Origin of the sequence: Aminobacter ciceronei, assembly GCF_014138625.1 — a bacterium.
GTDB classification, from domain to species: domain Bacteria; phylum Pseudomonadota; class Alphaproteobacteria; order Rhizobiales; family Rhizobiaceae; genus Aminobacter; species Aminobacter ciceronei.
In genome coordinates, this window is record NZ_JACJHY010000004.1 from 88,861 (window position 1) to 115,750 (window position 26,890).

24 protein-coding genes are annotated in these 26,890 nt (G+C 66.1%); 7 read left to right on the forward strand and 17 right to left on the reverse strand.

All coding sequences use genetic code 11. From position 1 onward, the window contains the following. The first annotated feature begins 97 nt into the window (after positions 1-97). Complete coding sequence (queF, locus tag HNQ95_RS05830) at positions 98-559, forward strand: preQ(1) synthase (protein ID WP_067963317.1); 462 nt, start codon at positions 98-100, stop codon at positions 557-559. 23 nt (positions 560-582) lie between these two features. Here the strand turns inward: queF and HNQ95_RS05835 are convergent, their stop codons facing one another. Genes HNQ95_RS05835 through HNQ95_RS05845 form a run of 3 tightly spaced genes read right to left on the reverse strand, consistent with a single transcriptional unit; the run spans position 583 to position 3,031 of the window. Beyond that, positions 583-1,065, reverse strand: coding sequence for a nuclear transport factor 2 family protein (locus HNQ95_RS05835; protein ID WP_083948618.1), 483 nt, complete (start codon positions 1,063-1,065; stop codon positions 583-585). Then, the gene (locus tag HNQ95_RS05840; RefSeq protein WP_182573675.1) at positions 1,062-1,454 is read right to left on the reverse strand and encodes a nuclear transport factor 2 family protein; all 393 of its coding nucleotides are present in this window, start codon (positions 1,452-1,454) and stop codon (positions 1,062-1,064) included. Before HNQ95_RS05840 ends, HNQ95_RS05835 begins: the two co-directional genes overlap by 4 nt. 11 nt (positions 1,455-1,465) lie before the next feature. Continuing rightward, positions 1,466-3,031: a trimethylamine methyltransferase family protein gene (locus tag HNQ95_RS05845; RefSeq protein ID WP_154385445.1), complete on the reverse strand. Its 1,566-nt coding sequence runs from the start codon at positions 3,029-3,031 to the stop codon at positions 1,466-1,468. A 91-nt stretch (positions 3,032-3,122) separates the two neighbouring features. Between HNQ95_RS05845 and HNQ95_RS05850 the strand changes: the two genes are divergently transcribed. Both HNQ95_RS05850 and mutL read left to right on the forward strand, forming a co-directional pair. Further along, positions 3,123-4,025 carry a LysR substrate-binding domain-containing protein gene (locus tag HNQ95_RS05850; RefSeq protein ID WP_067963326.1) on the forward strand — a complete coding sequence of 301 codons (903 nt, stop codon included), beginning with the start codon at positions 3,123-3,125 and terminating at the stop codon, positions 4,023-4,025. Positions 4,026-4,293: 268 nt separating this feature from the next. After that, on the forward strand, positions 4,294-6,150 hold the full coding sequence (mutL, locus tag HNQ95_RS05855) for a DNA mismatch repair endonuclease MutL (protein ID WP_182573674.1): 1,857 nt from the start codon (positions 4,294-4,296) through the stop codon (positions 6,148-6,150). A 246-nt stretch (positions 6,151-6,396) separates the two neighbouring features. Here the strand turns inward: mutL and HNQ95_RS05860 are convergent, their stop codons facing one another. Continuing rightward, the gene (locus tag HNQ95_RS05860) at positions 6,397-7,296 is read right to left on the reverse strand and encodes a DMT family transporter (protein WP_154385447.1); all 900 of its coding nucleotides are present in this window, start codon (positions 7,294-7,296) and stop codon (positions 6,397-6,399) included. A 91-nt stretch (positions 7,297-7,387) separates the two neighbouring features. Here HNQ95_RS05860 and HNQ95_RS05865 point away from each other — a divergent pair, with 91 nt between their 5' ends. Together HNQ95_RS05865 and HNQ95_RS05870 are read left to right on the forward strand one after the other, a co-directional pair. Further along, positions 7,388-8,314 carry a LysR substrate-binding domain-containing protein gene (locus tag HNQ95_RS05865; protein WP_154385448.1) on the forward strand — a complete coding sequence of 309 codons (927 nt, stop codon included), beginning with the start codon at positions 7,388-7,390 and terminating at the stop codon, positions 8,312-8,314. 172 nt (positions 8,315-8,486) lie between these two features. Further along, a complete protein-coding gene (locus tag HNQ95_RS05870) occupies positions 8,487-8,720 on the forward strand; it encodes a DUF2093 domain-containing protein (protein WP_067966764.1) in 234 nt (77 codons plus the stop codon). 47 nt (positions 8,721-8,767) lie between these two features. Here the strand turns inward: HNQ95_RS05870 and lpxK are convergent, their stop codons facing one another. From lpxK to HNQ95_RS05900, 6 genes are all read right to left on the reverse strand, one after another. Continuing rightward, entirely contained in the window at positions 8,768-9,793 is a 1,026-nt protein-coding gene (gene lpxK / locus HNQ95_RS05875; protein WP_154385449.1) for a tetraacyldisaccharide 4'-kinase, read from the reverse strand. A 2-nt stretch (positions 9,794-9,795) separates the two neighbouring features. Then, positions 9,796-11,112 (reverse strand): lipid IV(A) 3-deoxy-D-manno-octulosonic acid transferase, encoded by a 1,317-nt coding sequence (waaA, locus tag HNQ95_RS05880; protein WP_154385450.1) that lies wholly within the window; start codon positions 11,110-11,112, stop codon positions 9,796-9,798. After that, entirely contained in the window at positions 11,109-11,918 is an 810-nt protein-coding gene (locus HNQ95_RS05885) for a lysophospholipid acyltransferase family protein (RefSeq protein WP_067963341.1), read from the reverse strand. Before HNQ95_RS05885 ends, waaA begins: the two co-directional genes overlap by 4 nt. Next, complete coding sequence (locus HNQ95_RS05890) at positions 11,918-12,169, reverse strand: DUF4170 domain-containing protein (RefSeq protein ID WP_067963345.1); 252 nt, start codon at positions 12,167-12,169, stop codon at positions 11,918-11,920. Before HNQ95_RS05890 ends, HNQ95_RS05885 begins: the two co-directional genes overlap by 1 nt. Before the next feature lie 78 nt (positions 12,170-12,247). Then, the gene (locus tag HNQ95_RS05895; RefSeq protein WP_182573673.1) at positions 12,248-13,054 is read right to left on the reverse strand and encodes a 3'(2'),5'-bisphosphate nucleotidase CysQ; all 807 of its coding nucleotides are present in this window, start codon (positions 13,052-13,054) and stop codon (positions 12,248-12,250) included. Further along, entirely contained in the window at positions 13,041-14,384 is a 1,344-nt protein-coding gene (locus tag HNQ95_RS05900; RefSeq protein WP_067963350.1) for a TldD/PmbA family protein, read from the reverse strand. Before HNQ95_RS05900 ends, HNQ95_RS05895 begins: the two co-directional genes overlap by 14 nt. 145 nt (positions 14,385-14,529) lie before the next feature. Between HNQ95_RS05900 and HNQ95_RS05905 the strand changes: the two genes are divergently transcribed. Further along, entirely contained in the window at positions 14,530-15,960 is a 1,431-nt protein-coding gene (locus tag HNQ95_RS05905; protein WP_067963352.1) for an MATE family efflux transporter, read from the forward strand. A 23-nt stretch (positions 15,961-15,983) separates the two neighbouring features. Here HNQ95_RS05905 and HNQ95_RS05910 read toward each other — a convergent pair whose 3' ends face one another. The 5 genes from HNQ95_RS05910 to HNQ95_RS05930 form a co-directional block, all read right to left on the reverse strand. Beyond that, a complete protein-coding gene (locus tag HNQ95_RS05910) occupies positions 15,984-16,805 on the reverse strand; it encodes a patatin-like phospholipase family protein (protein ID WP_154385454.1) in 822 nt (273 codons plus the stop codon). Beyond that, the gene (locus tag HNQ95_RS05915) at positions 16,802-18,172 is read right to left on the reverse strand and encodes a M16 family metallopeptidase (RefSeq protein WP_154385455.1); all 1,371 of its coding nucleotides are present in this window, start codon (positions 18,170-18,172) and stop codon (positions 16,802-16,804) included. The genes HNQ95_RS05910 and HNQ95_RS05915 overlap by 4 nt, the downstream gene beginning before the upstream one ends. 4 nt (positions 18,173-18,176) lie before the next feature. Beyond that, a complete protein-coding gene (locus HNQ95_RS05920) occupies positions 18,177-19,550 on the reverse strand; it encodes a M16 family metallopeptidase (RefSeq protein ID WP_154385456.1) in 1,374 nt (457 codons plus the stop codon). Positions 19,551-19,662: 112 nt separating this feature from the next. Beyond that, positions 19,663-20,217, reverse strand: a complete 555-nt coding sequence (gene rsmD, locus HNQ95_RS05925) for a 16S rRNA (guanine(966)-N(2))-methyltransferase RsmD (protein ID WP_182573672.1) — start codon at positions 20,215-20,217, stop codon at positions 19,663-19,665. Then, entirely contained in the window at positions 20,217-22,391 is a 2,175-nt protein-coding gene (locus HNQ95_RS05930; RefSeq protein WP_182573671.1) for a pseudouridine synthase, read from the reverse strand. Before HNQ95_RS05930 ends, rsmD begins: the two co-directional genes overlap by 1 nt. 76 nt (positions 22,392-22,467) lie before the next feature. On the opposite strand from HNQ95_RS05930, the gene HNQ95_RS05935 reads away from it, so the two are divergent. Further along, complete coding sequence (locus HNQ95_RS05935) at positions 22,468-22,920, forward strand: nucleoside deaminase (protein WP_182573670.1); 453 nt, start codon at positions 22,468-22,470, stop codon at positions 22,918-22,920. A 172-nt stretch (positions 22,921-23,092) separates the two neighbouring features. Here HNQ95_RS05935 and HNQ95_RS05940 read toward each other — a convergent pair whose 3' ends face one another. Next, positions 23,093-23,710, reverse strand: a complete 618-nt coding sequence (locus HNQ95_RS05940) for a hypothetical protein (protein ID WP_154385459.1) — start codon at positions 23,708-23,710, stop codon at positions 23,093-23,095. 249 nt (positions 23,711-23,959) lie between these two features. After that, complete coding sequence (gene ileS, locus HNQ95_RS05945) at positions 23,960-26,881, reverse strand: isoleucine--tRNA ligase (protein WP_154385460.1); 2,922 nt, start codon at positions 26,879-26,881, stop codon at positions 23,960-23,962. Between the last annotated feature and the right edge of the window lie 9 nt (positions 26,882-26,890).

A 26,890-nucleotide genomic window follows, 5' to 3' on the forward strand; every position in this document is an offset into this window, starting at 1 on the left:
CAGGCGCTAATACACGCCACTTGAAAATCTGGCCCGTGCAGTCTGGCGCATGCCGCCTTTCGGGCATTGAGCCAGGCCCATCCAGAAGAGCCGCCCAATGACCATCACCGACAGCCTCACCCAGCTTGGCACCCAGGTGCAGACGCCGGCCTCGCCCGAGACCGCCGTGCTCGAAACCGTGCCTTACGACCGCCTCGGCGGCCCGCCCGCCATCGTGCGCTTCACCTGCCCGGAGTTCACCTCGCTGTGCCCTGTCACCGGCCAGCCCGACTTCGCCCACATCGTCATCGACTATGCCCCGGACCGGCTGCTGGTCGAATCCAAGTCGCTGAAGCTGTTCATGGTCTCGTTCCGCAACCACGGCGCCTTCCACGAGGATTGCACCGTGATGATCGGCCGCCGCGTCGTCGCCGCGACAAAACCTCTGTGGCTGCGCATCGCGGGCTACTGGTATCCGCGCGGCGGCATCCCGATCGACGTGTTCTGGCAGACCGGCAGGCCGCCGGAGGGCGTGTGGCTGCCCGACACGGGTGTCGCGCCCTATCGCGGCCGCGGCTGAACGCATCGAAGGGATAGCGGCGCTCACTGGCATTGATACTGGCTGAGCGCCCATTCATTGGTCACCGACAGCAGGTCGGCGACCTTCCATTCGCCGTCGACCTTCTTCAGCTTCCACTGCATGCGATGCGGCTCGCCCTGAGCCGTAAACGCCGCGACGACGATCGCGGTGTCGCCTGTTTCCGAGCCGATGATCTTCAGGCTCCTGTCGAGTTCGGCCTTGTCATAGGCTGTGCTGTCGAGCGGCATGTTGGCATCGAGGCAATCGCCCTGCTCCGATTTCTCGAGCTGGTCGCGGGCGTCGAGCACCGCCTTGGCCGGATCGACGAAACGGCCGCGCTCGGCCGGATCGAGTTCGAGCCCGACATGGTCGTAGAACGGCCTGACCGCCTCGACGGCGGTGCCGGCCATGGCAGGCGTGACCAGAAAGGGCAGGATGGCAGTTGCAAAAGCGGCTTTCATGGCGGCCTCGGCGTTGGCGTGATGGCCCTCAATAGCACGCCTCATCGGCCGCTGCCTTGCGCGCCAGCGTCATCCTTCACCTCGACACGCATGATCCTGCCGTCGACGTCGAACGTCACCGTCTCCTCGCCCGACCTGACAAGACGGACACCTGACACGGCATGCGTCGCCTCGAGCCGCCAGCGCGACCAGGCGGAGCGCTGTGACAATGCCGCCACCTGCTCGTCCTTGGAAACCTGGTCGCCATAACAGGCGAAATAGCCGCGAAATGCCTGGAGGATCGCGTCGCGGCCGACGACGGCGTCACCGACACCATCGGAGACATAACAGGCGTCAGGCGCGAAACAGGCTTCGATGGCGGCGAAGTCGAGCACGTCGATTGCCGCGTGGTAGGTTTTCAGAGCAGCGAGGGGATCGAAGGCCGTGTCCTGCATAGGTTGCGGCCTCAATACCAGGCATCTTCCATCGACGCCTTCCTGCGCGTCATGAAGTCCTGCAGCGCCTCGTTTATGCCTTCGTCGAGCGGCGGCGCCTCATATTCGGCGAGCATCGTCTTCCAGCGCCGGTTGGCGCGAGTGGCGGCGTCGACCGAGCCTGCCGCCTCCCATTTCTCGTAAGGCTCGTTGTCGGCAATGGCCGAATCCCAGAATGCCGTCTCGTAATTGGCCATGGTGTGGGCGCAGCCGAAGAAATGGTTGCCGGGGCCGACCTCGCGGAAGGCGTCGAGCGCCAGCTGGTTGTCGTCGATCTTGACGCCGTCGAGATAGGTGTGCAGCGCGCCGCAGAAATCGGCGTCCATGACGAACTTCTCGTAGGACATCGACAACAGCCCGTCGAGGAAACCGGCCGAGTGCAGGATGAAGTTGGCGCCGCAATGCACTGCCGCCAGCATCGACATGGTGCCTTCGTTCATGGCGTGGGCGTCGGGCAGCTTGGAGGTGGTGAAATTGCCGGAGCAGCGCAGCGGCAGGTTGAGCCGCCGGGCCAATTGCCCGATGACCATCGAGCCGATCGCCGGTTCCGGCGTGCCGAAGGTCGGCGAACCCGAGCGCAGCGACATGGACGACAGGAAATTGCCGAAAATGACGGGCGCGCCGGGCCGTTCGAGCTGGGTCAGGGCACAGCCGGCCATGGTCTCGGCCAGCGACTGGGCGATGGCGCCGGCATTGGTCACCGGGCCCATGGCGCCGCCGAGGATGAAGGGCACGATGACAGCCGCCTGGTTGGCGCGGGCATAGGCGCGCAAAGCCGTGGTCATGGTGGCGTCCCAGACCAGCGGCGAGTTGACGTTGACATTGCCCAGGATGACGCAGTTCCGGTCGGTGAAGTCCTCGCCAAAAACGATACGCGCCATGTCGATGGAATCTTCGGCACGGCTTTCCGAGGTCACCGAGCCCATGAAGGCGCGGTCGGAATAGCGGATGTGGCTGTAGACCATGTCGAGATGGCGCTTGTTCACCGGCACGTCGACCGGCTCGCAGATGGTGCCGCCGGAATGGTGCAGCCAGGGCGAGGACTGCGCCAGCTTCACGAAATTGCGGAAATCCTCGATGGTGCCGTAGCGACGGCCCTTGTCGAGATCCATGACGAAGGGCGAGCCATAGGCCGGCGAAAACACCACGCTTTTGCCGCCGATCTCGACCGAACGTTCGGGGTTGCGGGCGTGCTGGGTGAAGCTTGCAGGTGCTGTCTTCAGCACCTCGCGCAGCAGGCCGGGCTCGAACTTGACCAGCACCCCCTCGACCTTGGCCCCTGCCCGTCTCCAGTGATCCAGCGACACAGGATCGTCGCGGAACTCGATGCCGATCTCGGCAAGAATCCTGTCGGCGGTCGCCTCGATGCGGACAAGGTTGTCCTCGGAGAGAATGTCGTAGGTCGGGATGTTCCTCGTGATATAGGGCCGGCCATGCGCCTCGGGCCCATGCGAGCGCTGCTCGCGGCGGGCGTTGCGGCCGCCGCGCTCGCGGCGCTTGGCGGGCTCGCTCGGGGCTTTTGCGGTGGCGACGCTCATGTCAGGCTCCAAATCGTTCCAGCATGAAGCTAGCCTTTGGATCCGATGCTGTGACGCTTGAAAATCCTCATCACTTGCATAAGCTTGATTTATGCAAAGCCTGCGCCACCTGTTGCCCTCGGCCGGCAGCCTGATCGTCTTCGAAGCCGCCGGGCGGCTGGCGAGCTTCACCGCCGCCGGGCGCGAGCTCGGCATGACCCAGGCCGCGGTGTCCTACGCCATCCGCGGGCTGGAGGATCAGCTCAGTGCCAAGCTGTTCCAGCGCCGCCACCGCCAGGTGCTTTTGACCGAGGCCGGCGAACGGTTCCATGCCGACGTCACGCTCGGCCTGTCGCATATCCGCAAGTCGGCGGAAGAACTGCGCGCCCGCGCCGGCGGCATGCATGTGACGCTGTCGGCCTCGACTGCCTTTGCCTCGTTCTGGATGATGCCGCGACTGCAGAAATTCCGCGACGACCTGCCCGGCATCGACCTGCGCATCCAGACTGCCGACCGCGACCTCGACCTCGTCGCCGAGGGCATTCCGCTCGGCATTCGCGGCGGCGACGCCGCCGACTGGCCCGACTACGAGCTGTTGCAGATCGCCGACGAAGAGGTCTATCCGGTCGCCGGCCCGGCCTATCTGGCGCGCGCCGGCACGCCTATGACGCCGGCCGAGATGACCCTGCACCATCTGATCCACCTCGACGAGCCCTATCGCCCTGCTGCAACCTGGAACGAATGGTTCCAGTCGGCCGGCCTGAACGGCGCCGTCGCCAAGCGCGGCCTGGTCATCAACGACTATGTGCTGGTCATCCAGGCCGTGATGGAAGGCCAGGGCATCGCGCTCGGCTGGCGTCACCTCACCGACCGGCTGATCGCGGCGGGGCTGTTGGTCCGGCTGTCCGACCACGTCATGACGACGAACAAGGGGTTCCATGTCGCCTGGCCCAGGAATCGCGTGCTGAGCGAAAGCGCTGAAAAGGTGCGCGACTGGCTGGCGGCGCAGGCGTGAGGCGGACAGCGGCTGTGTCCCCAGTCTGCATCGTCGCGCTGCCCCTCATCCGCCCTTCGGGCACCTTCTCCCCGTGAACGGGGAGAAGGAAGAGCGCCAAGGCTGCGGCCAGCCTGCTTCTCCCCGTTACGGGGAGAAGGTCCCGGCAGGGGATGACGGGCAGCGCTGCCTCCCCTGTAAGATGCCAGTGTCACCAATCCGCTGTGGATGCCCTTGCCCCGCGCAATCTCCCTGTCGCCGCCCAACCGAATCCCGCTATAGTTCCGCCATGCCCATTCGCCAGCTTTCCGAAACGATGATCAACCAGATCGCCGCCGGCGAGGTCGTGGAGCGGCCGGCCAGCGTGGTCAAGGAGCTTGTCGAAAACGCGCTCGACGCCGGTGCCGGCCGCATCGAGGTGGCGACAGCAGGCGGCGGGCTCAATCTGATCCGCGTCGTCGACGACGGTTCGGGCATGCCCGAGGACGAGCTGGCGCTGGCGATCTCGCGCCACTGCACCTCCAAGCTCGGTGACGACATCCTCGACATCCGCTCGCTCGGCTTCCGCGGCGAGGCCTTGCCGTCGATCGGCTCGGTGTCGAAGCTCGCCATCCGCTCGCGCACCAGATCAGCCGACAGCGGCGCCGAGATCACCGTCGAGGGCGGCCGGGTGTCGGGCGTGCGCCCGGCGCCGAGCAACCGCGGCACGACAGTCGAGGTGCGCGACCTGTTTTACGCCACGCCTGCCCGGCTCAAATTCATGAAGACCGAGCGCGCCGAGGCGACCGCCATCGCCGACACCGTCAAGCGCATCGCCATCGCTTTCCCGGCCGTGCGTTTCACCCTGTCGGGCACCGACCGCTCGACGCTGGAATTGTCGGCGACCTCGGATGAGGTCGAAGGCAGGCTTGCCCGCATCGCCCAGGTGATGGGCAATGACTTCCCCGACAATTCGATCGCCATCGACGCCGCGCGTGAGAGCGTGCGGCTCGAAGGCCATGTCTCGATCCCGTCCTACACCAGGGGCAATGCGCTGCAGCAATATGCCTATGTCAACGGCCGGCCGGTGCGCGACAAGCTGATCGCCTCGGCGATCCGCGGCGCTTATGCCGACGTTCTGCCGCGCGACCGCCATGCGGTGACGGTGCTGTTCCTGACGCTCGACCCGGCCATCGTCGACGTCAACGTGCATCCGGCCAAGGCCGACGTGCGCTTCCGCGATCCCGGCCTGGTGCGCGGCCTGATCGTCGGCGCGATCCGCCAGGCGCTGGCCAATGCCGGCATCCGGCCGGCGACGACAGGCACGCAGGCGATGATGGGGGCGTTCCGGCCGGGGCCGACCAGCTACGGCCACCCCGACCCGGCCAACGGCCATCGCGCCTACAACCCGCAGATACGGCCGGATTTCCGTGCCGCCACCTCGGCCAATTACGAACCGCAGCGCTCGCCGTTCCGGCCGCTCGACGCGGGCTTTGCCGAGGCAGCGCAGGCGAGCTTCGACGCCGGGCCGCTTGATAGTGCCGATGCCCGCGCCGGCCAGTCAGAGGTGGTCGAAGCGCTGCTGCGCACCGAACTGGGGGCTGCCCGGGCGCAGGTGCATGAAAACTACATCGTCGCCCAGACCAGCGACTCGCTTGTCATCGTCGACCAGCACGCCGCCCATGAGCGGCTCGTCTATGAGGCGCTGAAGAACGCGCTGCATGCGCGCCCGATCCCCTCGCAGATGCTGCTGCTGCCCGAGATCGTCGACATGCCCGAGGAAGACGCCGAGCGGCTGGCGCTGCATTCCGAAACCCTGGCCCGCTTCGGTCTCGGCGTCGAACGGTTCGGCCCTGGTGCCGTGGCGGTGCGCGAAACGCCGGCGATGCTTGGCGAAACCGACGTCGTCAAGCTGGTCCGCGACCTCGCCGACGAGATCGCCGACAGCGACACCGCCGACACGCTGAAGGAAAGGCTGCATGCGATCGCCGCCACCATGGCCTGCCACGGCTCGGTGCGCTCGGGCCGCCGTCTCAGGCCTGAGGAAATGAACGCGCTGCTGCGCCAGATGGAGGCGACGCCGGGATCGGGCACCTGCAACCACGGCCGCCCGACCTATATCGAGCTCAAGCTCGCCGACATCGAGAAGCTGTTCGGCCGCCGCTAGGGCGTTTCGCGCTTTTCATCCTGAATCGCGAAACCGCTCTATCTCCTTGTTTCTACACAATCTCGGCCGGAAAAGCGCTGCACAGCCCTGCTGGAATTGCGCCGGAGCGCAGCACTTGTGCCTGAATCAAGGAAACGCGCTATCTCCTTGTTTTTGCGCAACTCCTGGGGAAAACCGCTTCAGACATTGATGGCGCCAGGTGCTGCCACCTGGCGCCATCAAGGCAGTCGCTACAGTCCGCACGCCTCAGCGCTTGAGATTGACCAGCACCACACCGGCCAGCGCCAGCGCGCCGCCCAGGATGCCGAACAGGCCGGGGGTCTCGCCGAGCCAGACAAAGCCGATCGCCACCGCCACCGGCGGCACGCAATACATGAAGTTGGAGGCACGCGACGCCGGCAGGCGCGACAGCGCCACCGACCAGCTGCCATAGGCGATCAGGCTGGGCACGATGCCGAGATAGATGACCGACCAGAAGGGTTCCGATGAGGCGACCGACATCTGGGCAAGGCCGTTGGGCAGCGCCGGGGCCAGGAACAGCGCGCCGAGGATCATGTTCCAGGCCGAGACGGTCAGCGGCCGATGGCTGATGTACAGGCGCTTCTGGACGATGCTGCTCAGCGAGGTACAGAACGCCGAGCCGAGGATCAGCAAGGCGCCGGTGTTGAAGGTCAGCCCCTGCCCCTCGCCGAGCGCGATGATGCCGATGCCGGCAAAGGACAGGAAGGTGCCGGCCCAGGCAAGCACCGGAAAACGCTCGCCGAGCAGGATCATCGCCAGCACCGCCGTGATGATCGGATTGACGTTGATGATGAAGCTCGCCGCCCCCGCCGAAACCGTCGTCTCGCCATAGTTGAGCAGCACCGTGTAGAGCGCGATGAAGACCGCGCCGCCAAAGGCAAAACGCCAGAGTTCGTTCAGCGCCGGCAAGGCCGGGCGCAGGATCATCAGGTAGATCGCCGACGGCACGGCCGCGATGGCGAAGCGCAACGCGCCGAGTTCGATCGGATCGATGGCATCAAGCCCGGCGCGGATGGCCGGAAAGGACGAGGCCCAGCCGACGATCGTCACGACCACCGCAAGCACGGTGACAGTGGAAGCCCGCTGTGTCGGATTGCCGGTCTGGATGGTGGTCTGGGCGGTCATGGCTGGGCCTCGTCAGTCTGGGTCTGCATGCCAAGATGTCGCCGACACCGAGCTGATTGACAAACGAATAAATCGAGGCTCAGCTGTGAGCATGGATCACAGCTCAGAACAGATGCTCCCTCTCGAAACCTTGCGCGCCTTCCAGGCGGCGGCGCGCAGCGGCAGCTTCTCGGCGGCGGCCGAAAAGCTCAACATGACGCATGGCGCGATCAGCCGGCAGGTCGCCAAGCTGGAGGACTGGCTCGGCCTCCGGCTGTTCGAGCGCGGGGCGCGCGGCGTGACGCTGACGCTCGAGGGCCAGCGCCTGCATCTGCGCGCCAATGAGGCGTTCTCGCTGATCTCCGACACCACCGACCGCTGGGTCGAGCCGCGCGGTGCGGCCGTGGTGCGGCTGACCTCGATCCCGTCGATTGCCGGGCTGTGGCTGATGCCGCGCCTGTCGCAGCTCGAAGCGGGCGAGCCGAAGCTGCGCGTCGTGCTCGACGTCGACATCCGCCAGGCCGACCTCGCCGACGAGGGCATCGATCTCTCCATCCGCTGCGGCCGCGGCAAGATCCCGGGGCGGATCTCGACGCAATTGTTCGAGGAGCACTGCTTTCCCATCGCAGCACCCGCGCTTGCGGCCCGCATCGGCAAGGGCGACGCGGCAAGGCTGCTGGACTTTCCGCTGATCCACGATTCCGATGCGTCGAGCTGGCGGTCCTGGTTCAGCACCCACGGCCTCGACTACCGACCGCGACCGCAGGACCGGCGCTTCGAGGACTACAATCTGGTGCTGTCGGCGGCGAGCCACGGTCTCGGCATCGCTTTGGCGCGGCCGCCGCTGACCGAAAACCAGCTCAAGGCGGGCCATCTCGTCATGGTCGACGAACACCGCGCGCTGAACCCTGTGTCCTACTGGCTCGATCGCCCTGCGGGACGGCCGCGACATGCTGCGGCCGAGCTGGCGCGGCGCATCGGCCACCATGCCGGGCTGTCGCTGGAGACGGTCGAACGCTTCCTCGCCGAGGACAGGTAACTTGACCCAGGACGTTCTGTGACCGTAAAAGCCGGGCAAGGCACGGCCCGCCCTTCTTGACGGGCGACCGCCTTGATGGCCCCCCTTCTTTAGCGGGTCAAGAAACTGTAGATTTCGGCAGGCGATGCCGCCGGCGACCGGCAGCCGGCACAGGGAGATTGAGCGAAAGCCCATGATGAACCGTTTCGAAGGCCCCGGCGCACGCGAAGCCCGCATCCGCTATCTCGACGGCGATTTCCAGGTGACGAGCCCCGGTTCCTTCGTGCGCTGCGCGGTGACGGGGGAATCCATCCCGCTGGACGAGCTCAAATACTGGAGCGTCGCCCGCCAGGAACCTTACCGCGATGCCGCGGTGTCGCTGTCGCGTGAAATCGACATGAACCCGGAGCTGCGCACGCGCAAATAAGCCGGCCAGCCTGAGATCTTCAGGCTGAGATTTTCAACCTGATATCTTCAACCTGATATCTTCCGGCGGCGCCAGGCTTCGAGCGTCTCGCTGATGATGCGCTCGGGCGCGTTCTCGACGTCGAAGACGGCGTCGATCTCCAGCACATTCAGGTTTTCGAGAAATTCCGGCGACGCCGCGCCATGGCGCAACCTGGCGGCATCCTTGGACGTCGTGACCAGTTCGAGCTCGCCGACGCGCGCGGCGGTGACCAGATCCTCGAGTTCGTCGGGCAGGTAGAAATGATGGTCGGCGAAGGGATGCGCCAGCACCACCGTCGCCCCTGCCTTGGCCAGCGTGGCGAAGAACTTTTCCGGATGGCCGATACCGGCGAAAGCCAGGAAACGACGGCCGGCAAAGGCCTTCTTGCCGCGTGGGCGCGCCACAGCGGCAAAGACCGGCTTGCCGGCACGCGCCGCCCGGCGCACCACCGCATCGGCGCGCTCGCCCTCGCCCATCTTGAGCACGGCGTCGGCGAAGCGGAGCTGGTCGATCAGCCGCGCCCGCATCGGCCCGCCGGGGATGACGTGGCCATTGCCGAGGCCATAACGGGCGTCGACGACGATCAGCGCATAGTCGATGTGGATGCGCGCGCTCTGGAAGCCGTCATCCATGATCAGGAAATTGCAGCCGCGCTCGATCAGCATGCGCGCGCCGGCTGCTCGGTTGGCCGACACCGCGACCAACGCATGTTCGGCCAGAAGCAGCGGCTCGTCGCCGACATGCTTGGCGCTGTCGTGATGAGGATCGACGATGTGCGGTTCGGAAAAACTGCCGCCATGGCCGCGCGACAGGAAACCGGGCACCAGATGCATGCGTTTGGCCTGCCTGGCAAGGGCTATGGCAACAGGCGTCTTGCCGGTGCCGCCGACGGTGAAATTGCCGACGCACAGCACCGGTGCGTCCATCTTTTCGCGCTTCGCCGCCTTCATGCGCCGGCCCGCCACCAAGGCGTACAGCGCCGACACCGGATAGAGCGCGTAAGCGCGCCAGTCCGGCTTTTCCCACCAGAAAGGAGGCGCTTCGCTGGCCAGAGCTACCTCCCGCCCGCGCCCTTGAGGCGCGACTGCACGATCAGCGGGTGGATGAAGGGTTCGAGCGCCTTCAGCGTGCGGGCGAGCGCACCGCGCATTTCCTCGACGGTGGCGGCACCGGCCAACATCATGTCGTGGCGTGCGATTTCGTTGCCGAGCAGGAAGTTGACCGCACCGGCGAGCATGTCGCGGTCGCGGACGATCTTGGCTCCGCCCTTGTCGATCAGGCGCTGGTAGGTGTCGCGGAAGTTCTGCACGTTGCGCCCGGCGAGAACGGCGGTGTCGAGCATCGCCGGCTCGAGCGGGTTCTGCCCGCCCTGGGCCGTCATCGAACGGCCGACAAAGGCGATCTCGGTCAGGCGCAGGTAAAGTCCCATCTCGCCGATGGTGTCGCCGAGCAGGATGTCGGTGTCAGGGGTGATGCGGTCGCCGGTGCTGCGGCGGGCGACGTTCAGGCCCAGGGCGGTCAGTTCCGTCACCAGGGCCGCGGCGCGGTCGGGATGGCGCGGCACGATGATGGTCAACAGGCTGCGATGGCGGCTGCGCAGCATGGCGTGCACTTCGGCAGCCATCACCTCTTCGCCGTCATGGGTCGACACGGCAGCCCAGGTCGGGCGGCGGCCGATCTGGCGCTGGATGGCGTAGAGCGCGGTTTCGTCGGCCGGCGGCGGCGCGGTATCGACCTTGAGGTTGCCCGAGACGGTGACCGGGCGTGCGCCGAGCGCGCGGAAACGCTCGCCGTCGACCTCCGACTGCGCCACCACATGGGCCATGTTTTCGAACAGCGCCTCGGCGATGTAGGCGCGCTTCTTCCACGACTTGAAGGAGCGGTCGGACAGGCGGCCATTGACCAGGATCTGCGGCACGCGGCGGGCGCCGAGTTCGAGGATGGTCATCGGCCAGATTTCGGATTCGGCAATGATTGCCAGATCCGGCTGCCAGTGGTCGAGGAAGCGGCTGACCGCCGGCTTGAGGTCGAGCGGCACATATTGATGGATGATGCGGCCGCCCAGCCGTTCCTCGGCGACCTGCGCCGAGGTGACCGTGCCGGTGGTCAGCACGATGTTGATGCCATAGCCCAGGATGGATTCGATCAGCGGCACGACCGCGATCGTCTCGCCGACGCTTGCGGCATGGAACCAGACCAGCGGCCCGTCAGGCCGCTCCCGGCTCGGCACGCCGTAGCGCTCGCGCCGGCGGTTGCGGTCTTCCTTGCCCTTGGAGGCGCGCCAGGCGACATAGCCGCCGACCATCGGATAGGCAGCGGCACCTGCGTAACGATAGGCTCTGAGGAAGGCGCGAGCCCAGCGTTCGCTCATTTGCCACCGCTCCCTTTGCCACCATCGACCAGGCGGTAGGCCTGCTCGGTGGCATGGTCGATCGCGGCGGTCAGTTCCTGGCGCTTGCGCTCCATCTCGGCATCGTCGGCATCGGCCGGAACCTCGATCAGCGGAGCGACGAAGATGGCGCAGCGGCCGAACGGCAGATTGATCGTGGTCTTGTCCCAGCTGCCTTCCAGCACCTTGCGACGGCTGGTGGCAATCGCTGCCGGTGCGATCGGGCGCCCGGACAGCCGGGCCAGGAGGATGATGCCCATGCCGGCGTCGCGCGGCGTGCCATGCGGAATGTCAGCGATCATGCAGACGTTCTTGCCGGCATCGAGCGCCTTTTTCAGGGCGATCAGCGCCACGGCGCCACCTTTTTCGTGCTTGCGCCTGGTTTCGCGGCCGCCCGAGCCGCGCACGGCCTCGATGCCGAACTTGTTGATGACAAGCGCATTGAGCTCGGCATCGGCGCTGCGCGACACCATCGCCACCAGGCCGCGTTGGCTCGGATAGAGCGCCGGCGCCAATAGATGCTGGCCGTGCCACAGGCCGACGATCAGCGGCTCGCTGTCGGCATGGCTGCCGCCGGCCAGCGCATAGGAGCCCTTGACCATCGGGTTGGTCAGCTTGATGAAGCGCATCGCCCCGGCAAACAGGCTCGCCACCGCCCCCTTGGCGAAGCGCGACTTGGCAAGCGGCTCGCGGATGCGGCGCCAGAACGTCTTCGACGCCGGCTGCTTGACGCGCTTCTTCTTCGCCGCGGGCCTCACGGCCGGCGACGCCATGCGGGGTTGCTCCATCAGTTCTGACCGGCAGCCTTCGTGTCGGGCTCCAGCAGTCGATGCAGGTGGACGACGAAGTAGCGCATGTGGGCGTTGTCGACGCTTGCCTGCGCCTTTGCCTTCCAGGCCAGCTCGGCCGACTTGTAGTCGGGATAGATGCCAACCATGTCGAGCGCATCGAGGTCGCGGAACTCGGTTCCGCCGAGCTTGGTCAACTCGCCGCCGAACACCAGATGCAGGAGCTGCTTTTTTCCGTTTTCTTCGGACATCTGTTTCCTTGATTCATCATCTCAGGGCTCGCCTGATCTAGACCAAAGCGCGCCGTTTTGGAACAGTCGGTAAAATCATCAACCGTCGTGGCTGGCAAGCACCCCGGCCATGACATCGAGCAGCGTGCCGCTGCCGGCCATCAGCGCGCCGTGAACGATGTCACTGCCGGCAAAGGCGAGCCGGCTGCCATGCCGGTCGAGCAGCTTGCCGCCCGCCTCGGTCAGGATCAGCTCGGCAGCGGCGATGTCCCAATCATGGGCATTGGGCTTGACGAAAGTCGCATCGAGCACCCCGTTGGCGATCATCGCCACGCGATAGGCCAGCGAGGGAATGTAGGTCTCGCGATCGAGCCTGCCCTGCCAGTGCACAGGCATCTTGTCGATCATCGGCTTGGGACCGGCAATACGCATGCGTTCGCCCGCCTCGCGCACCTTCAGGGGCTGGCCGTTGAGAAAGGCGCCACCGCCCTTGACCGCCCAAAAGGTCTCCTGCCGCGCCGGGCATTCGAGCACGCCGGCGAGCGAGCGGCCGGCCTCGACGACGGCAACGCTGACGCACCATGCCGTGCGCCCCTCGACGAAGCCGCGCGTGCCGTCGATCGGGTCGACGACGAAGGTGCGGCGCGCGCCGAGCCGGTCGGGATTGTCGGCGGTTTCCTCCGACAGCCAGCCATAGCCGGGCCGTGCCGCGGTCAGGGTTTCGCGCAAATAGTGGTCGGCGGCGTAATCGGCCTCGCTGACCGGCGAATTGCCGCCCTTGAACCAGACTTCCGGGCTCTGCCGGAAAAAGCCCATGGCGATCCGCCCGGCCTCGGTGGCAGCAGCACGCAGCAGGTCGAGTTCGGCCTTCAGGTCGGAATTGTCGATGTTGTCAGTCGCCTGCAAGGGTCATGCCTTCGATCAGAAGCGTCGGCGCGGCAGTGCCGAAATTGCGGTCGAGGTCGCTTGCCGGCACCATGCGCAGGAACATGTCCTTGAGGTTGGAGGCGATCGTCACCTCCGACACCGCCCAGGTGATCTCGCCATTCTCGATCCAGAAGCCGGAAGCGCCGCGGCTGTATTCGCCCGTCACCATGTCGACGCCCTGGCCGAACACCTCGGTGACATAGAAGCCGCGCTTGAGCGAGCGGATGATGTCCTCGGGCGAGCGCTCGCCCGGCTCGATGCTGAAATTGGTCGAGGACGGCGTGACCGACGAGCCGCTGCGCGCGCCACGGCCATTGGTGACGAGGCCGAGTTCGCGCGCCGCCGATGTCGACAGGAACCAGTGGTTGAGCACGCCCTTGTCGACCATCTTGAGCGTCGCACCTTCGATGCCCTCGCCGTCGAACGGACGCGACGCCTGGCCGCGCCGCTTCAACGGCTCGTCGATGGCGGTGATGGCGGCGGAAGCCACCGGCTTGCCCATCATGTCGCGCAGGAAGCTGGTCTTGCGCGCCACCGAGGCGCCGTTGATGGCGCCGGCGAGGTGGCCGGCAATGCCGCGCGCGACGCGCGGATCGAAGACGACGTCGACGGGTCCGGTTGCCGCCTTGCGGGCGTTGAGCCGCTTGACCGCGCGTTCGCCGGCGCTGCGGCCGATATCGGCCGATGCATCGAGATCGGCAAAGTGGATGCGTGACGAGAAATCATAGTCGCGCTCCATCGCCGTGCCCTCGCCGGCGATGACGCTGGCCGAGCGCGAGAAGCGTGAGCCGACATAATGGCCGACGAAGCCGTGCGAGGTGGCGAGCACCAGCCCGCCAAGACCGGCGGCAGCACCGGCGCCGGACGAATTGGTCACGCCCTTGACGGCGAGCGCTGCCTCTTCGGCGGCGAGCGCGTCTTCCTTCAGGCGTTCGGCCGAGACGATGGTGTCGTCGAACAGGTCGAGGTCGCGCGGCGTTTGCGCCAGCAAGGCGGCATCGGCCAGGCCCTGATAGGGATCCTCCGGCGATACCCTGGCCATCGCCACGGCGCGCTCGGCCAGAACCCTGGGGTCGGAGGCGGCGGTCGCCGAAACGCTGGCGACACGCTGGCCGACGAACACTCTGAGCGACATGTCCTCGCTCTCCGAGGCCTCTGTCGCCTCGACCTTGCCGAGGCGCACCGAAACGCTTGTCGAGCGGCCGCGTACCGCAACCGCGTCGGCGGCGTCAGCGCCGGCCTTCTTTGCCGCCTCGACGAGGCTCGCCACCCGGTCGGCCAGTTTCGCGGCGTCGTTGGTATCGTTCATTTGGCATGTTCCGATTGCTTGCCGCCCGTTGGACGCGGCCCGTACCACCCCATCTATTGTCCCCAACCCGCTTGTGCAATGGGCGGGTGCATGGTCAAACCACCGTGATGCGGTGCTTCGCCGCCGAAATTTCCAGGGAAATCGCATGTCCACACAGGCTCCGGCGGCGGCACCGGCAAAATTCACCACCGGTTCGACCATGCGCCATGTCGTGGTCATGACCGGCACCGGCTCGGTCGGGCTGATCGCCATCTTCATCGTCGACGCGCTCAACCTGTTCTACATTTCCCTGCTCGGCATCGAGGAGCTGGCGGCGGCCATCGGCTTTGCCTCGACGCTTTTGTTCTTCACGCTGTCGATCTCGATCGGCTTCACCATCGCCTGCGGCGCGCTGGTGGCGCGCTGCCTCGGCCGCGGCCAGCGCGAGGAGGCCCGCTCCATGGGCGGCGCCTCGATGGTGTTCATGGGCGTCGCCACGCTTGTGATGACGCTCGCTGCCTTGCCGTTCCTGCGGCCCCTGCTCGCTTTGCTCGGCGCCACCGGTGCGACGCTCGACCTGTCGACCCGGTTCCTGCAGATCGTGCTGCCGTCCTTCCCTGTCATGGCGCTCGGCATGTGCACGACAGGCATATTACGCGGCGTCGGCGATGCGCGACGGGCAATGTATGTGACGCTCGGCAGCGGCATCGCCGCGGCCATTCTCGACCCGATCCTGATCTTCGGCTTCGACCTCGGCCTCGACGGCGCCGCCATCTCGACGGTGCTGACACGTTTCGTCATGCTGGCCATCGGCCTGCACGGCGCCCATGTTGTGCATCGGCTGATCAAGCTCCCGGATCTGAGCGGTTTGCGCGAGGCCGTCAGGCCCTTCTTCGCCATCGGCGTGCCGGCCATGCTGACCCAGGTCGCGACCCCTGTCGGCAACGCCTATGTCACCATCGAAATGGCTGCCTTCGGCGACCAGGCAGTGGCCGGCTGGGCGATCATCGGCCGTCTGGTGCCGGTCGCCTTCGGCGTCATCTTCGCGCTGTCGGGTGCCGTCGGGCCGATCCTCGGGCAGAACTACGGCGCCCGCAAGTTCGAGCGCCTGACCACGACGATGCGCGACAGCCTGCTGTTCACCATCGTCTATGTGCTGGCTGTGTGGGGGCTGCTGGCGATCTTCGCCAACCCGATCGCCAGCGCCTTCGGCGCCGACGGCATCGCCCGCGAACTGATCGTGTTCTTCTGCCATTTCGCCGCCGGCAGCTTCCTGTTCAACGGCGCGATCTTCGTGTCGAGCGCTGCCTTCAACAATCTGGGCTATCCGACCTATTCGACCGTGTTCAACTGGGGCCGCTCGACGCTCGGCGTCATCCCCTTCGTCTGGATCGGCGCGCATTACTGGGGCGCCATCGGCGTCATCGCCGGCTGGGGCCTGGGCGCTGTGGTGTTCGGTGTCGTCTCGATGTTCGTCTGCTTCCGCGTCGTCAACGCGATCGCGCGCGAACCGCAGCATCAGGACGAGCCGGTGCCGGCGCTGCCGCCGGCGGCACAGTCGCCCTTCTCCACCGGCAAGGCTTCGACGCTGCAATAGCTGGAGAAAGCCGCCCGCCGGGCCTAGCGCAGGATCTCGTCGAGGGCGTGCTTGAGCTCGTCCTTGATCGCCGCCGTCTCGGCCATGACCTGGTCGATCTTGAGGAAGTCGAGCGCCTTGAAGCGCGACACCGGCGGCCTCAGGAAAATGTCTGGCGGGTTCTGGCCGAGCTTGTTGGCGATGATCGACTGCATCATCAGCTGGCTGGCGCCGAACATCAGGTCGATCGAATTGGGCGGCTTGCGGCCGTTCTCGAATGGCGCGCCGACGACGTCGATGGCGATGACGTGGTCGGCCAGGCCCTCGAGCAGGTCGAACGGCACCGGATTGTAGATGCCGCCGTCGATATAGAGCGTGTTGCCGCGCGTCACCGGCTTGAACACCGCCGGGATCGCCGCCGATGCGGCGAGCGCCGAAAACAGCTCGCCCTCCTCGAACACCTTCAGGCAATGGCCGTAATAGTCGGTTGCCGTCACCTTCAAGGGCAGCTTCAGCTCCTCGAAGGTATCAGGCACGCCCTCGGGCAGAAACGACTTGAGGATGCGCTCGACATTGAACTGGGTGACCCTGATGCCGGTCTCGACCATCTCCGACAGCGTGCCCGGCCGGGCCCGCCACATGCGGCTGGCCACCTCGGCCGGCCGGCCGAGCACGGCGCGGGAGTGCTCGTGGATTTCCCTGCCGGTCAGGCCGGCGGCCATGCCGGCGCCCATCACAGCACCTATGGAGGACCCTGCGATCGCCACCGGCCTGATGCCGAGCTCGTCGAGCGCCTCGATGACATGGATATGAGCGAGGCCGCGCGCGCCGCCGCCGCCAAGTGCCAGTGCGAAGGTGGCGCTCATCCCTTGCTCTCTCCGAATTTCGGACCGAGGATCATGATCGCGGGGTCGACCGACAACAGCTTGCGCGCCGCCGCCCTGACGTCGTCGAGCGTGACGGCGTTGATCAGCTCGACGCGCCTCTGCATATAGTCGATGCCGAGCTTGTCGGTCTGCAGGTCGACAAGCGTGCCGGCAATCGCGCCCGAGGAATCGAGATTGTTGATGGCATAGGCGCCGAGCATGTACTTCTTGGCCGCGTCGAGTTCAGCTGCGGTAGGCCCCTCCTCCGCCATCTTGCGGATCACCTCGCGAATGACGCCAAGCGTCTCGGCCGCCCGGTCCGACCGTGTCGCGGTGCCGATGATCAGCGACGACGAATGCTCCTGGTTGATCAGCGCGGAGCTGACACTGTAGGCCAGCCCGCGCTTTTCACGCACCTCGTCGAACAGCCGCGACGAGAATGTGCCGCCGCCCAGGATGTGCTCCATCAGTGCCGCGGCAAGGAAATCGGGCGCTTCGCGCGGCACGCCGGGATAGACCAGCTGCAGCGAGGTCTGCGGCAGGGGATATTCGATATGCATGGTCTGGCCGAGCCTGGGCTCGACGCGTTCGACCGGCCGCAATTCGGCTTTGTCAGGCAATTCGCCGAACACCTGGTCGAGCCGCTTCTTCAGCGTCTCGGCGTCGATGGCGCCGACGACGGCGACATGGATGTTTTCCCTGGCGAAATTGGCCTTGTGGAAGGCGCGCAGGTCATCGGCGGTGATGGTCGCCAGCGACGCCTCGGTGCCCATGTCGGGCCTGGCATAAGGATGCGTGCCGTAGATCGCCTCGGCCCATTTGCGCGCCGCCTGGGTCTCGGGGTCGCGCGCATTGGCAACGATGCCGTTGACGATCTGCGCGCGGATGCGGTCGAGCGGCGCCTGGTCGAAGCGCGGCGTCTCGACCGCAAGCTTGAGCAGTTCGAAGGCATCGTCCTGTCGCTCGGCGAGCATGCGCATGCCGCCGCCGACGGCGTCATTGCCTTCGTTGAAGCCCATTTCGGCGCCAGCCTCGTCGAGCTTGATCTGGAAGGCGTCGCTGTCGAGATCGCCGGCGCCTTCGTCGAAAAGCCCGGTCATCAGGTTGGCGAGGCCTTCCTTGCCCTGGGGATCCTGGGTGCTGCCGCCATCGAACAGGAATTTTATCGCGATGATCGGCACCGAATAGTCCTCGACCAGCCAGGCGGTGATGCCCTTGTCGGACTTGACCTCCTGGATACGGACCTCGGCGCGCGCGACCATGGCGGGCAGGACCAGGAAAACCAGTGCCAGCATCAGCGTCGCCGCTGATGCACGCGTCGTCGAGAAAGTGGGGGCCTTGAAACGCATTGCCATGAGCCTGGTCATCACATCACTTCTCGACTGATTTCGCCGGCAGCAGATAGCCGGCAACCGAATGGTCGGGATTGAGATATTTGGCGGCAACCGCCTTGATCTGGTCGGTGGTGACAGTGCGGATCCTGTCCGGCCACTGTTCGATGTCGGCAACCGTGCCGCCGGTCGCCAGCGTGCTGCCATAGATGTTGGCCATGCTGGCCTGGTTGTCGCGGGCAAAGATCATCGAGCGGACGAAACGGTCCTTGGCCTTTTCGAGCTCGTCCGATGTCACGCCGTCCTTGATGATGCGGCGGATCTCGACGTCGACGGCGGCTTCCACCTGCTGCAGCCCGGCTTCGCCACGCGGCGCGCCATAGACGGTGAAGCTGGTGTCGTCGACCATCGTGCCCTGGAAGAAGGCGCCGGCGGAGGAGGCAATGCCGTCCTTGACCACCAGGCCCTGGTAGAGCCGGCTGCGGCTGCCGCCGCCAAGGATCTCCGACAGAAGATCGAGCGCTTCGGCTTCGCCCGGCTCGGCCGTCTGGTAGGACGGCACCACCCAGGCCTTGGAGAAGCTCGGCACGCTGACACGCTCGTCGGTCAGTTCGACGGTGCGCTTGGTGTTCTGCTCCGGCTCGACCGGGCGGATGCGCGGCGGCAGTTCCGGCCCGCGCGCCACCTTGCCATAGGTCTTTTCGGCCAGCGCCTTGACCGTATCAGGCTCGACGTCGCCGGCAACGATCAGGATCGCGTTGTTGGGGGCGTAATACTTGACGTAGAAGTCGGTGGCGTCGACGCGGTTGAGCTTTTCGATCTCATGCATCCAGCCGATGACCGGAATGCGGTAGGGCTGGTTCTGATACAGCGTCGCGTCGACTTCCTCGTTGAGCAGCGCGCCAGGATTGTTTTCGACGCGCGAGCGGCGCTCTTCGAGGATGACGTCGCGTTCGGGCTCGATCACCGCATCGGTCAGCACCAGGTTGCGCATCCGGTCGGCCTCGAAGCTCATCATCGTTTCGAGGGCAGCGGGGGTCACCGTCTGGTGATAGGCGGTGTAGTCATAGGTGGTGAAGGCGTTCTCGCTGCCGCCGATCTCGGCGATCTTCTGGCCGAACTCGCCGGCCTTGTGGTTGCTGGTGCCCTTGAACATCAGATGTTCGAAGAAATGGGCGATGCCCGACTTGCCGGGCATCTCGTCGGCGCTGCCGACCTTGTACCAGACCATGTGGGTAGCGATAGGGGCGCGATGGTCGGGGATGACCACGACCTGCATGCCATTGTCGAGCGTGAAGCTGGTGACCTTCCAGTCGCTGCGCGGCGCTTCGGCGAGAGCCGGCGCCGACGAGGCCAGCCCCAGGGCCAACAGGGCTGGCAGCGAGGCTTTCGCCCGCAAGAATCTCAAGATCATCAACTGCCTCTGAATGTGGACGTGCCCGCCTTATAGGCTTCGGCACAAAGCGGCGGGAAGTGAATTGTTCGTAATCTTCCGGTCCGAAAGAGGCCGAAGTCGGGCGCCGCAGCTATTGCGCCTCGATGAAGCGGATCACCGTCTCGCCATAAGAACGTTCGTCGACGACGGCAAAGCCGGGTCCCGGCTCGAACGCAGCGGATGCCGCTTCCTCGACGACGCAGAGCGCGCCCGGCGCCAGCCAGGCGCCGGCGCGAGCCGAACGCAAGGCTTTCTCGCCCAGGCCCTTGCCATAGGGCGGATCGGCGAAGACCAGGCCGAACGGCCCGAGCGTGCCGGCGTCTCCGAGAGCGGTTGCGTCGCGGCGGAAGATCTTGGTCCGGCCGGTCAGGCCGAAACTCTCGACATTGGTGCGGACAAGTCCGCGGCCTTCGGCCGATTCCTCGATGAACACGCAATAGGCAGCGCCGCGTGACAGCGCCTCGATGCCGAGCGCGCCGGTGCCGGCGAAGAGGTCGAGCACACGCACGCCGTCGAGCCTGCCGCCGAAGCGATGGGCAAGCATGTTGAACACCGCCTCGCGTGTGCGATCCGTTGTCGGACGAATGGCGTTGTCGCGCGGCGTGGCCAACGGCCTGCCGCGCAAATCACCACCGACTACCCGCATCAGCCGCGATCCCGGCGCGGACCGCCGGGCCGTCCACCGCGCGGGCCGTCGCCGCCCGGTCTGTCAGAATGGGGTCTGTCAGAATGGGGCCTGTCGGAACGAGGCCTGTCGGAACGAGGCTTGTCGGAACGCGGCTTGTCGAAGCGCGGCTTCGACGCGGCATCGGCCTTGGCCTTTTCGCTCTGCGGACGCGCGCCCGGAGCCATCCAGACATTTGTCTTGCGGGCGCCAGGCGTCTCGAACGGCTTCTTTTCGCGCTCGTCACCCTTCTTGCCGCCGAATTTCGGCTTGTCGCCAAACCTGGGCTTGTCGCCGAACCTGGGCTTGTCCCCGAATTTCGGCCGGTCCCCGGATCTCGGCTTGTCGCCGAACCTTGGCTTGTCACCGAAACTCGGCTTGTCGCCGAAGCCGGCAGGGCGTTCGGTCGACAGGCGGCCCAGCACGTCCTCGCGATGACGCTCGCGATCGCGCTTGCGGTTCTTGATCAGGCCGCCTTCGCCGATGTCGAGGCGGGGTGCACGCGGGGCGCGCGGCGCCTCTTCCTCGCGGCGGAAGGTCGGCTTGTTGGAGAACGGCTTGACGATGTCGGCGTCGAAATTGGCCCCCGACTCCTCGATCAGCCGCTCGCCGAGCTGGTCGCGCAGCATCTTGCCCTTGATCTCCTGGACATGGCCCTCCGGCAGCTCACCGAGCTGGAACGGGCCATAGGAGATGCGGATCAGGCGGTTCACCTCGAGGCCGAGCGCGCCGAGGATGTTCTTGACCTCGCGGTTCTTGCCTTCGCGCAGGCCGATGGTGATCCAGGCATTGCTGCCCTGCTCGCGGTCGAGCGTCGCCTCGATCGAGCCGTAGAACACGCCCTCGACGGCGATGCCGTCCCTGAGACCGTCCAGCGTCTTCTGCTCGACCTTGCCGTGGACGCGCACGCGGTAGCGGCGCAGCCAGCCGGTCGCCGGCAGTTCGAGCACGCGCGACAGGCCGCCATCATTGGTCAGCAACAACAGGCCTTCGGTGTTGATGTCGAGGCGGCCGATCGTCATCAGGCGCGGCAGCTCTTGCGGCAGCACGTCGAAGACGGTCTTGCGGCCCTCGGGATCGCGGTTGGTGGTGACCACGCCGGCCGGCTTGTGGAACAGGAACAGGCGGGTGCGCTCGATCGGCGGGATTTCCATGCCGTCGAGATGGATGATGTCGTCAGGCATGACGTTGACCGCCGGAGACGCCAGCACCTTGTTGTTGACCTTGACGCGGCCGGCAGCAATCAGCTCCTCGGCATCGCGGCGCGAGGCGAGGCCCGCACGCGCCAGGCGCTTGGCGATGCGCTCGCCCGGCTCCGGTGCATCCTCGGAAGCACGCGGGCGCGGCTTGAAGCCTTCGCCGCGCTTCTCGAAGGGCTTGCCGCCCTCGGGGCGCGCGCGGTACGGGCGATCGCCGCCTGCCGGGCGCGCATCACCGTCGCGCGGACGGAACTCGCGCTGCGGACGATCGCCGCCTTCGGCAGGACGGGCACGATAAGGCTTGTCACCGCCAAACGAACGGCCGCCTTCACGCTTTTCATATGGCTTGCCCTCGGGGCGCGGGCCCTTGCGGAACGGACGCTCGCCGCCTTCAGCGCGCGCCTCGCCGTCGCGCGGACGGAATTCACGCTGCGGACGCTCCCCACCCTCGGCCGGGCGCGCACGGTACGGCTTGTCGCCGCCAAAGGAACGACCGCCTTCGCGCTTTTCATATGGCTTGCCTTCAGGGCGCGGGCCCTTGTGGAACGGACGCTCGGCGCGGGCTTCGCCATCACGCGGCGCGAAATCGCGCCTGGGGCGTTCGCCGCCTTCGGCACCTTCGACGGCGCGCGCACGATAGGGCTTCTTGGCAAAGGGCTTGTCGCCGCCGAACGAGCGGCCGCCTTCGCGCTTTTCATACGGCTTGCCTTCGGGGCGCGGCCCCTTGTTGAACGGCCGCTCGGCGCGCGCCTCGCCGTCGCGCGGGCGGAAATCGCGCTTCGGGCGTTCGCCGCCCTCGGCACCTTCGGCGCGCTTCACGAACGGCTTCTTGGCAAAGGGTTTTGCGCCACCTTCGCTGCGCGGCTTGCCGAATTTCTTGGCACCGCCGTCACGGCCGCCCGCTCCAGCCGGTTTTGACCCGCCCTTGCGGGGGAATTTCTTACGATCGTCGTCCATGGTGGCCTTTGCCCTTTTCGGCGGCTAGATAACAGGAAGCTCGGGGGTTAGCGAGGGGTAACAGGATGGTTGAGGCGTGAAACGGCCCGATTACATGGCATTGGCCTTCGACGAGGCCGAAGCGGCAGCGGCGCGCGGCGAAGTGCCGATCGGCGCGGTCATCGTCCAGGGCAACGAAATCGTCGCCCGGGCCGGCAACCGCACCCGTGAACTCAACGATGCCACGGCACATGCCGAGATACTGGCGATCCGCCAGGCCTGCGTGCGGCTCGGCCAGGAGCGCCTGACCGGGCTCGACCTCTATGTGACGCTCGAACCCTGCACCATGTGCGCCGCGGCCATATCGTTTGCCCGCCTGCGCCGGCTCTATTTCGGCGCCGCCGACGACAAAGGTGGCGCTGTGGTCAGCGGCGTGAGGTTCTACGCCTCCCCCACCTGCCATCACGCACCCGACGTCTATGCCGGCATCGGTGAAACCCGCGCCGCCGAGATGCTCAAGAGCTTCTTCAAGGACAGGCGCGAGGACTAGAGCGTTTCCGCTTTGCTTCGAATCGCGGAATCTCTCCAGCATTTTTGTTGTTGCGCAATTCCCAGGGAAAACCGCTGCACACTTTTCCTGGAATTGCTGCAGGCAGCCCCGCAAAAACGAAAACGCCCTGAACCAGTCAGGGCGCCCGGTCAGTCTGCAATTGTGGCCAGGATCAGAACGGCCACCAGCTCGTGCCCTTCTTGGCGAGCTTCTTCTTGCGGCGTTCCTTCTTGATCTCGTCTTCGCCGAGCTCATCCTGGGCGGCGGTGGCGGCTGCCTGGCGGTAGGCCAGCGGCGGCTCGCTCAGATATTTGCGGGAAGTGGTGCTGCCCTGCTTGTTCTCGCGCAGGCGGCGTTCGATCTCGGCCTTGCGCTGCGCCGGCGTCCACTTGCTCATGTCGGGGCCGTTCAGCGCAGACATGTCGTTGACGACTTCCGGCTCGAAATTCGGGTTGTCGCGATTCTTGGTGGCGTTGTCGCGGATGCGGGCGCGGCGTGCCTCGGGCGATTCGGGCCAGTCGGCGCTTGCCGTGGTGACGATGTTGTCCTGCGGCGCCGGCAGGGCGGCGACCTGGCCGGTCTTCGGCTTCACCAGCTCCGGACGCGGCTTGTAGTCGATGGTGTTGGTCTTCGGCTTCAACGACATGATGTTGGTCAGGTCGGTCGCGAGCTGGGTCGTCGCCGACTTGTCGGTGCCGTAGGTGGGCGCGCTCATGCAGCCCGTAAGCGCCAGGCCGGAAACGGCGAGCGACGCAAGCAAAGCTCCGCGCGCGCTGATGCGGTCCGTCATGCCAGTAATTTTCACTCGAACGCCTCTCGCTAGATGCCGGCCTTGAGCCGGGTCCCGGTCCGTATGCTCATCCGACGGAATTCCGGCGACAATTTGTCTGCCGGAGTTTCGCGCTTTTACCTTAATGGGTCGTCAAGGGCAACGACCGGCCGGAGATGTCTACCGGTCGTTGCATTTCAGCATCTGTTAGAACCGGCCCATCTCAGAGCCGGCCCATCTCAGAGCAGGCCCATGCCAGCCGGTCGGGTGTCAGAGCCGGCCGAGCGCCTTGAGTTCGTGCAGGGCCGCGGCGTCGCGCGCGGAGACATCGGCAAAGGCGGCGTCGGAACCGACATCGCCGGTGTAGCGCCAGGAACGCGCGCATTTCACCAGCCCGCGGTCCTCCGCCTTCTCGACGACGACGGCAACGCCGGGAACTTCGCGCAGGACAAAGGCATCGGCCGGCGCCGCATCATGGGAGATGACGAGATCGCTGGTGATGCTGATCTCGGCCAGGTCGATGCCCGAGAGCGCGTCTTCCAGCACCGCGTCGCTCATATGGACGACAGGAACCGCCTCCAGCGACGAGCCGATGGTCTTCTTGGCCCGCTCGAGCTCGAGCGCGCCGGTAACCACGCTGCGCACCTGGCGAACCTTGCGCCACTTCTCGGCCAGCGCCTCGTCGCGCCAGGCAGCCGGCACGTCGGGGAACTGTTCGAGATGCACCGACTCGGCGCCCGGGTGGCGTTCGAGCCAGGCCTCTTCGGTGGTGAAGGGCAGCATCGGCGCCAGCCACTTGACGACGCAGTTGAACAGCACGCGCACGACATGGACGGCCGCCTTGCGGCGGATGCTCGACGGCGCATCGCAGTAGAGCACGTCCTTGCGGATGTCGAAGTAGAAGGCCGACAGCTCGACGACCATGAAGTCGATCAACGCACGGGTGATACGCTTGAACTCGAAATCGTCATAACCCTTGCGCACCAGCGCATCGAGCTCCGACAGCCGGTGCAGCATCAGCCGCTCCAGCTCCGGCATCTCGGCCAGCGCCACCTCCTCGCCGTCGTCATGGGCGAGCGTGCCGAGCATCCAGCGGATGGTGTTGCGCAGCTTGCGATAGGCGTCGATGTTGGTCTGCAGCACGTTCTTGCCGAGGCGCTGGTCTTCCCAATAGTCCGTCGTCATCACCCACAGGCGCAAAATGTCGGCGCCCGACTGCTTCATGACGTCCTGAGGCACCACGGTGTTGCCGAGCGACTTCGACATCTTGCGGCCTTCCTCGTCCATGGTGAAACCATGGGTGACGACCGTGTTGTAAGGCGCGCGGCCGCGCGTGCCGCAGCTTTCGAGCAGCGACGAGTGGAACCAGCCGCGATGCTGGTCCGAGCCTTCGAGATAGACATCGGCCGGCCATTTCAGGTCGGGGCGATCCTCCAGCGTGAAGACATGGGTCGAGCCCGAGTCGAACCAGACGTCGAGGATGTCCATCACCTGGGTCCACGCCTCGTTGGCGCGGGAGCCCAGGAAGCGCTCGCGCGCGCCCTCGGCGAACCAGGCGTCGGCGCCCTCGTCCTCGAAGGCCGCGACGATGCGGGCATTGACCGCCTCGTCCTTCAGCACATTGCCGTCGGCGTCGGCAAAGATGGCGATCGGCACGCCCCAGGCGCGCTGGCGCGACAGCACCCAGTCGGGGCGGTCCTCGATCATGGCGCGCAGGCGGTTCTGGCCGGCGGCGGGCACGAAACGCGTGTCGTCGATCGCCTGAAGCGCGCGGCTGCGCAAGGTCGTGCCGTCGCCGAGCTCCTTGTCCATATAGACGAACCACTGCGGCGTGTTGCGGAAGATGATCGGCTTCTTCGAACGCCAGCTGTGCGGATAGCTGTGCTTGAGCCGGCCGCGCGCAAACAGCGCCGCGTGCCTGATCAGCTCGTCGATGACCGCCTTGTTGGCGTCGCCCTTCTTGCCGTTGTCGTCGATGACGCGCGCCGCACCACCTTCGCGGCCGGGACCGAAGCCCGGCGCGTCCTTGGTGAAGAAGCCGCCATCGTCGACGGTAAACGGGATCGCCGGGTCGATGCCGCGCGCGTGCAGATCCTTCGCCGCATCCATCCAGGCGTCAAAGTCCTCGCGGCCATGGCCGGGTGCCGTGTGCACGAAGCCGGTGCCGGCATCGTCGGTGACATGGTCGCCGGCAATCATCGGCACGCCGAACAGATAGCCGCCGCCGAAGCCCTTGAGCGGATGCGAAAGCACAGCCTTTCCAAGCTCTTCGCCGGAAACGCTGGCGATCTGATTCAACGTCACCTTGGCCTTGGCCGCGGCCTCGTCGGCAAGGGCTGCGGCAAATATCAGCTTTTCGCCCGGCTGCGGGCCGAAATCGTTTTCGGCAGCGGTGACCTCATAGAGGCCGTAGGCGATGCGCGGCGAATAGCTGACGGCGCGGTTGCCGGGGATGGTCCAGGGCGTCGTCGTCCAGATGACGACATGGGCGCCGGCCAGGGCTTCGGAGCCGGAAGCGACCGGGAACTTCACCCAGATCGTGTCGCTCTCGTAATCCTGGTATTCGACCTCGGCCTCGGCGAGCGCGGTGCGCTCGACGACCGACCACATCACCGGCTTCGAGCCGCGATAGAGCTGGCCCGACATGGCGAACTTCAACAGCTCGCCGGCGATGCGCGCCTCGGCGTGGAAATTCATCGTCGTGTACGGGTTCTTGAAGTCGCCGATGACGCCGAGACGCTGGAACTCCTCGGCCTGGATGCCGATCCAGCCGGCGGCGAATTCACGGCATTCCTTGCGGAATTCGTTGATCTCGACCTCGTCCTTGTTCTTGCCGGCGGCGCGGTATTTTTCCTCGATCTTCCACTCGATCGGCAGGCCGTGGCAGTCCCAGCCCGGCACGTAGTTGGAATCGTAGCCGCGCATCTGGAACGAGCGGGTGATGACGTCCTTGAGGATCTTGTTCAGCGCATGGCCGATATGGATGTTGCCGTTGGCATAGGGCGGGCCGTCATGCAGGACGTATTTCTCGCGGCCGGCGGCACTTTCGCGCAGGCGCTTGTAGAGGTCCATCTTCTGCCAGCGCGCAACCGTCACCGGCTCCTTCTCGGGCAGGCCGGCGCGCATCGGGAATTCCGTCTGCGGCAGGTAAAGCGTCTTGGAATAGTCGAGCTTTTCGAACGTGTCGGTCATTTGTCTTGC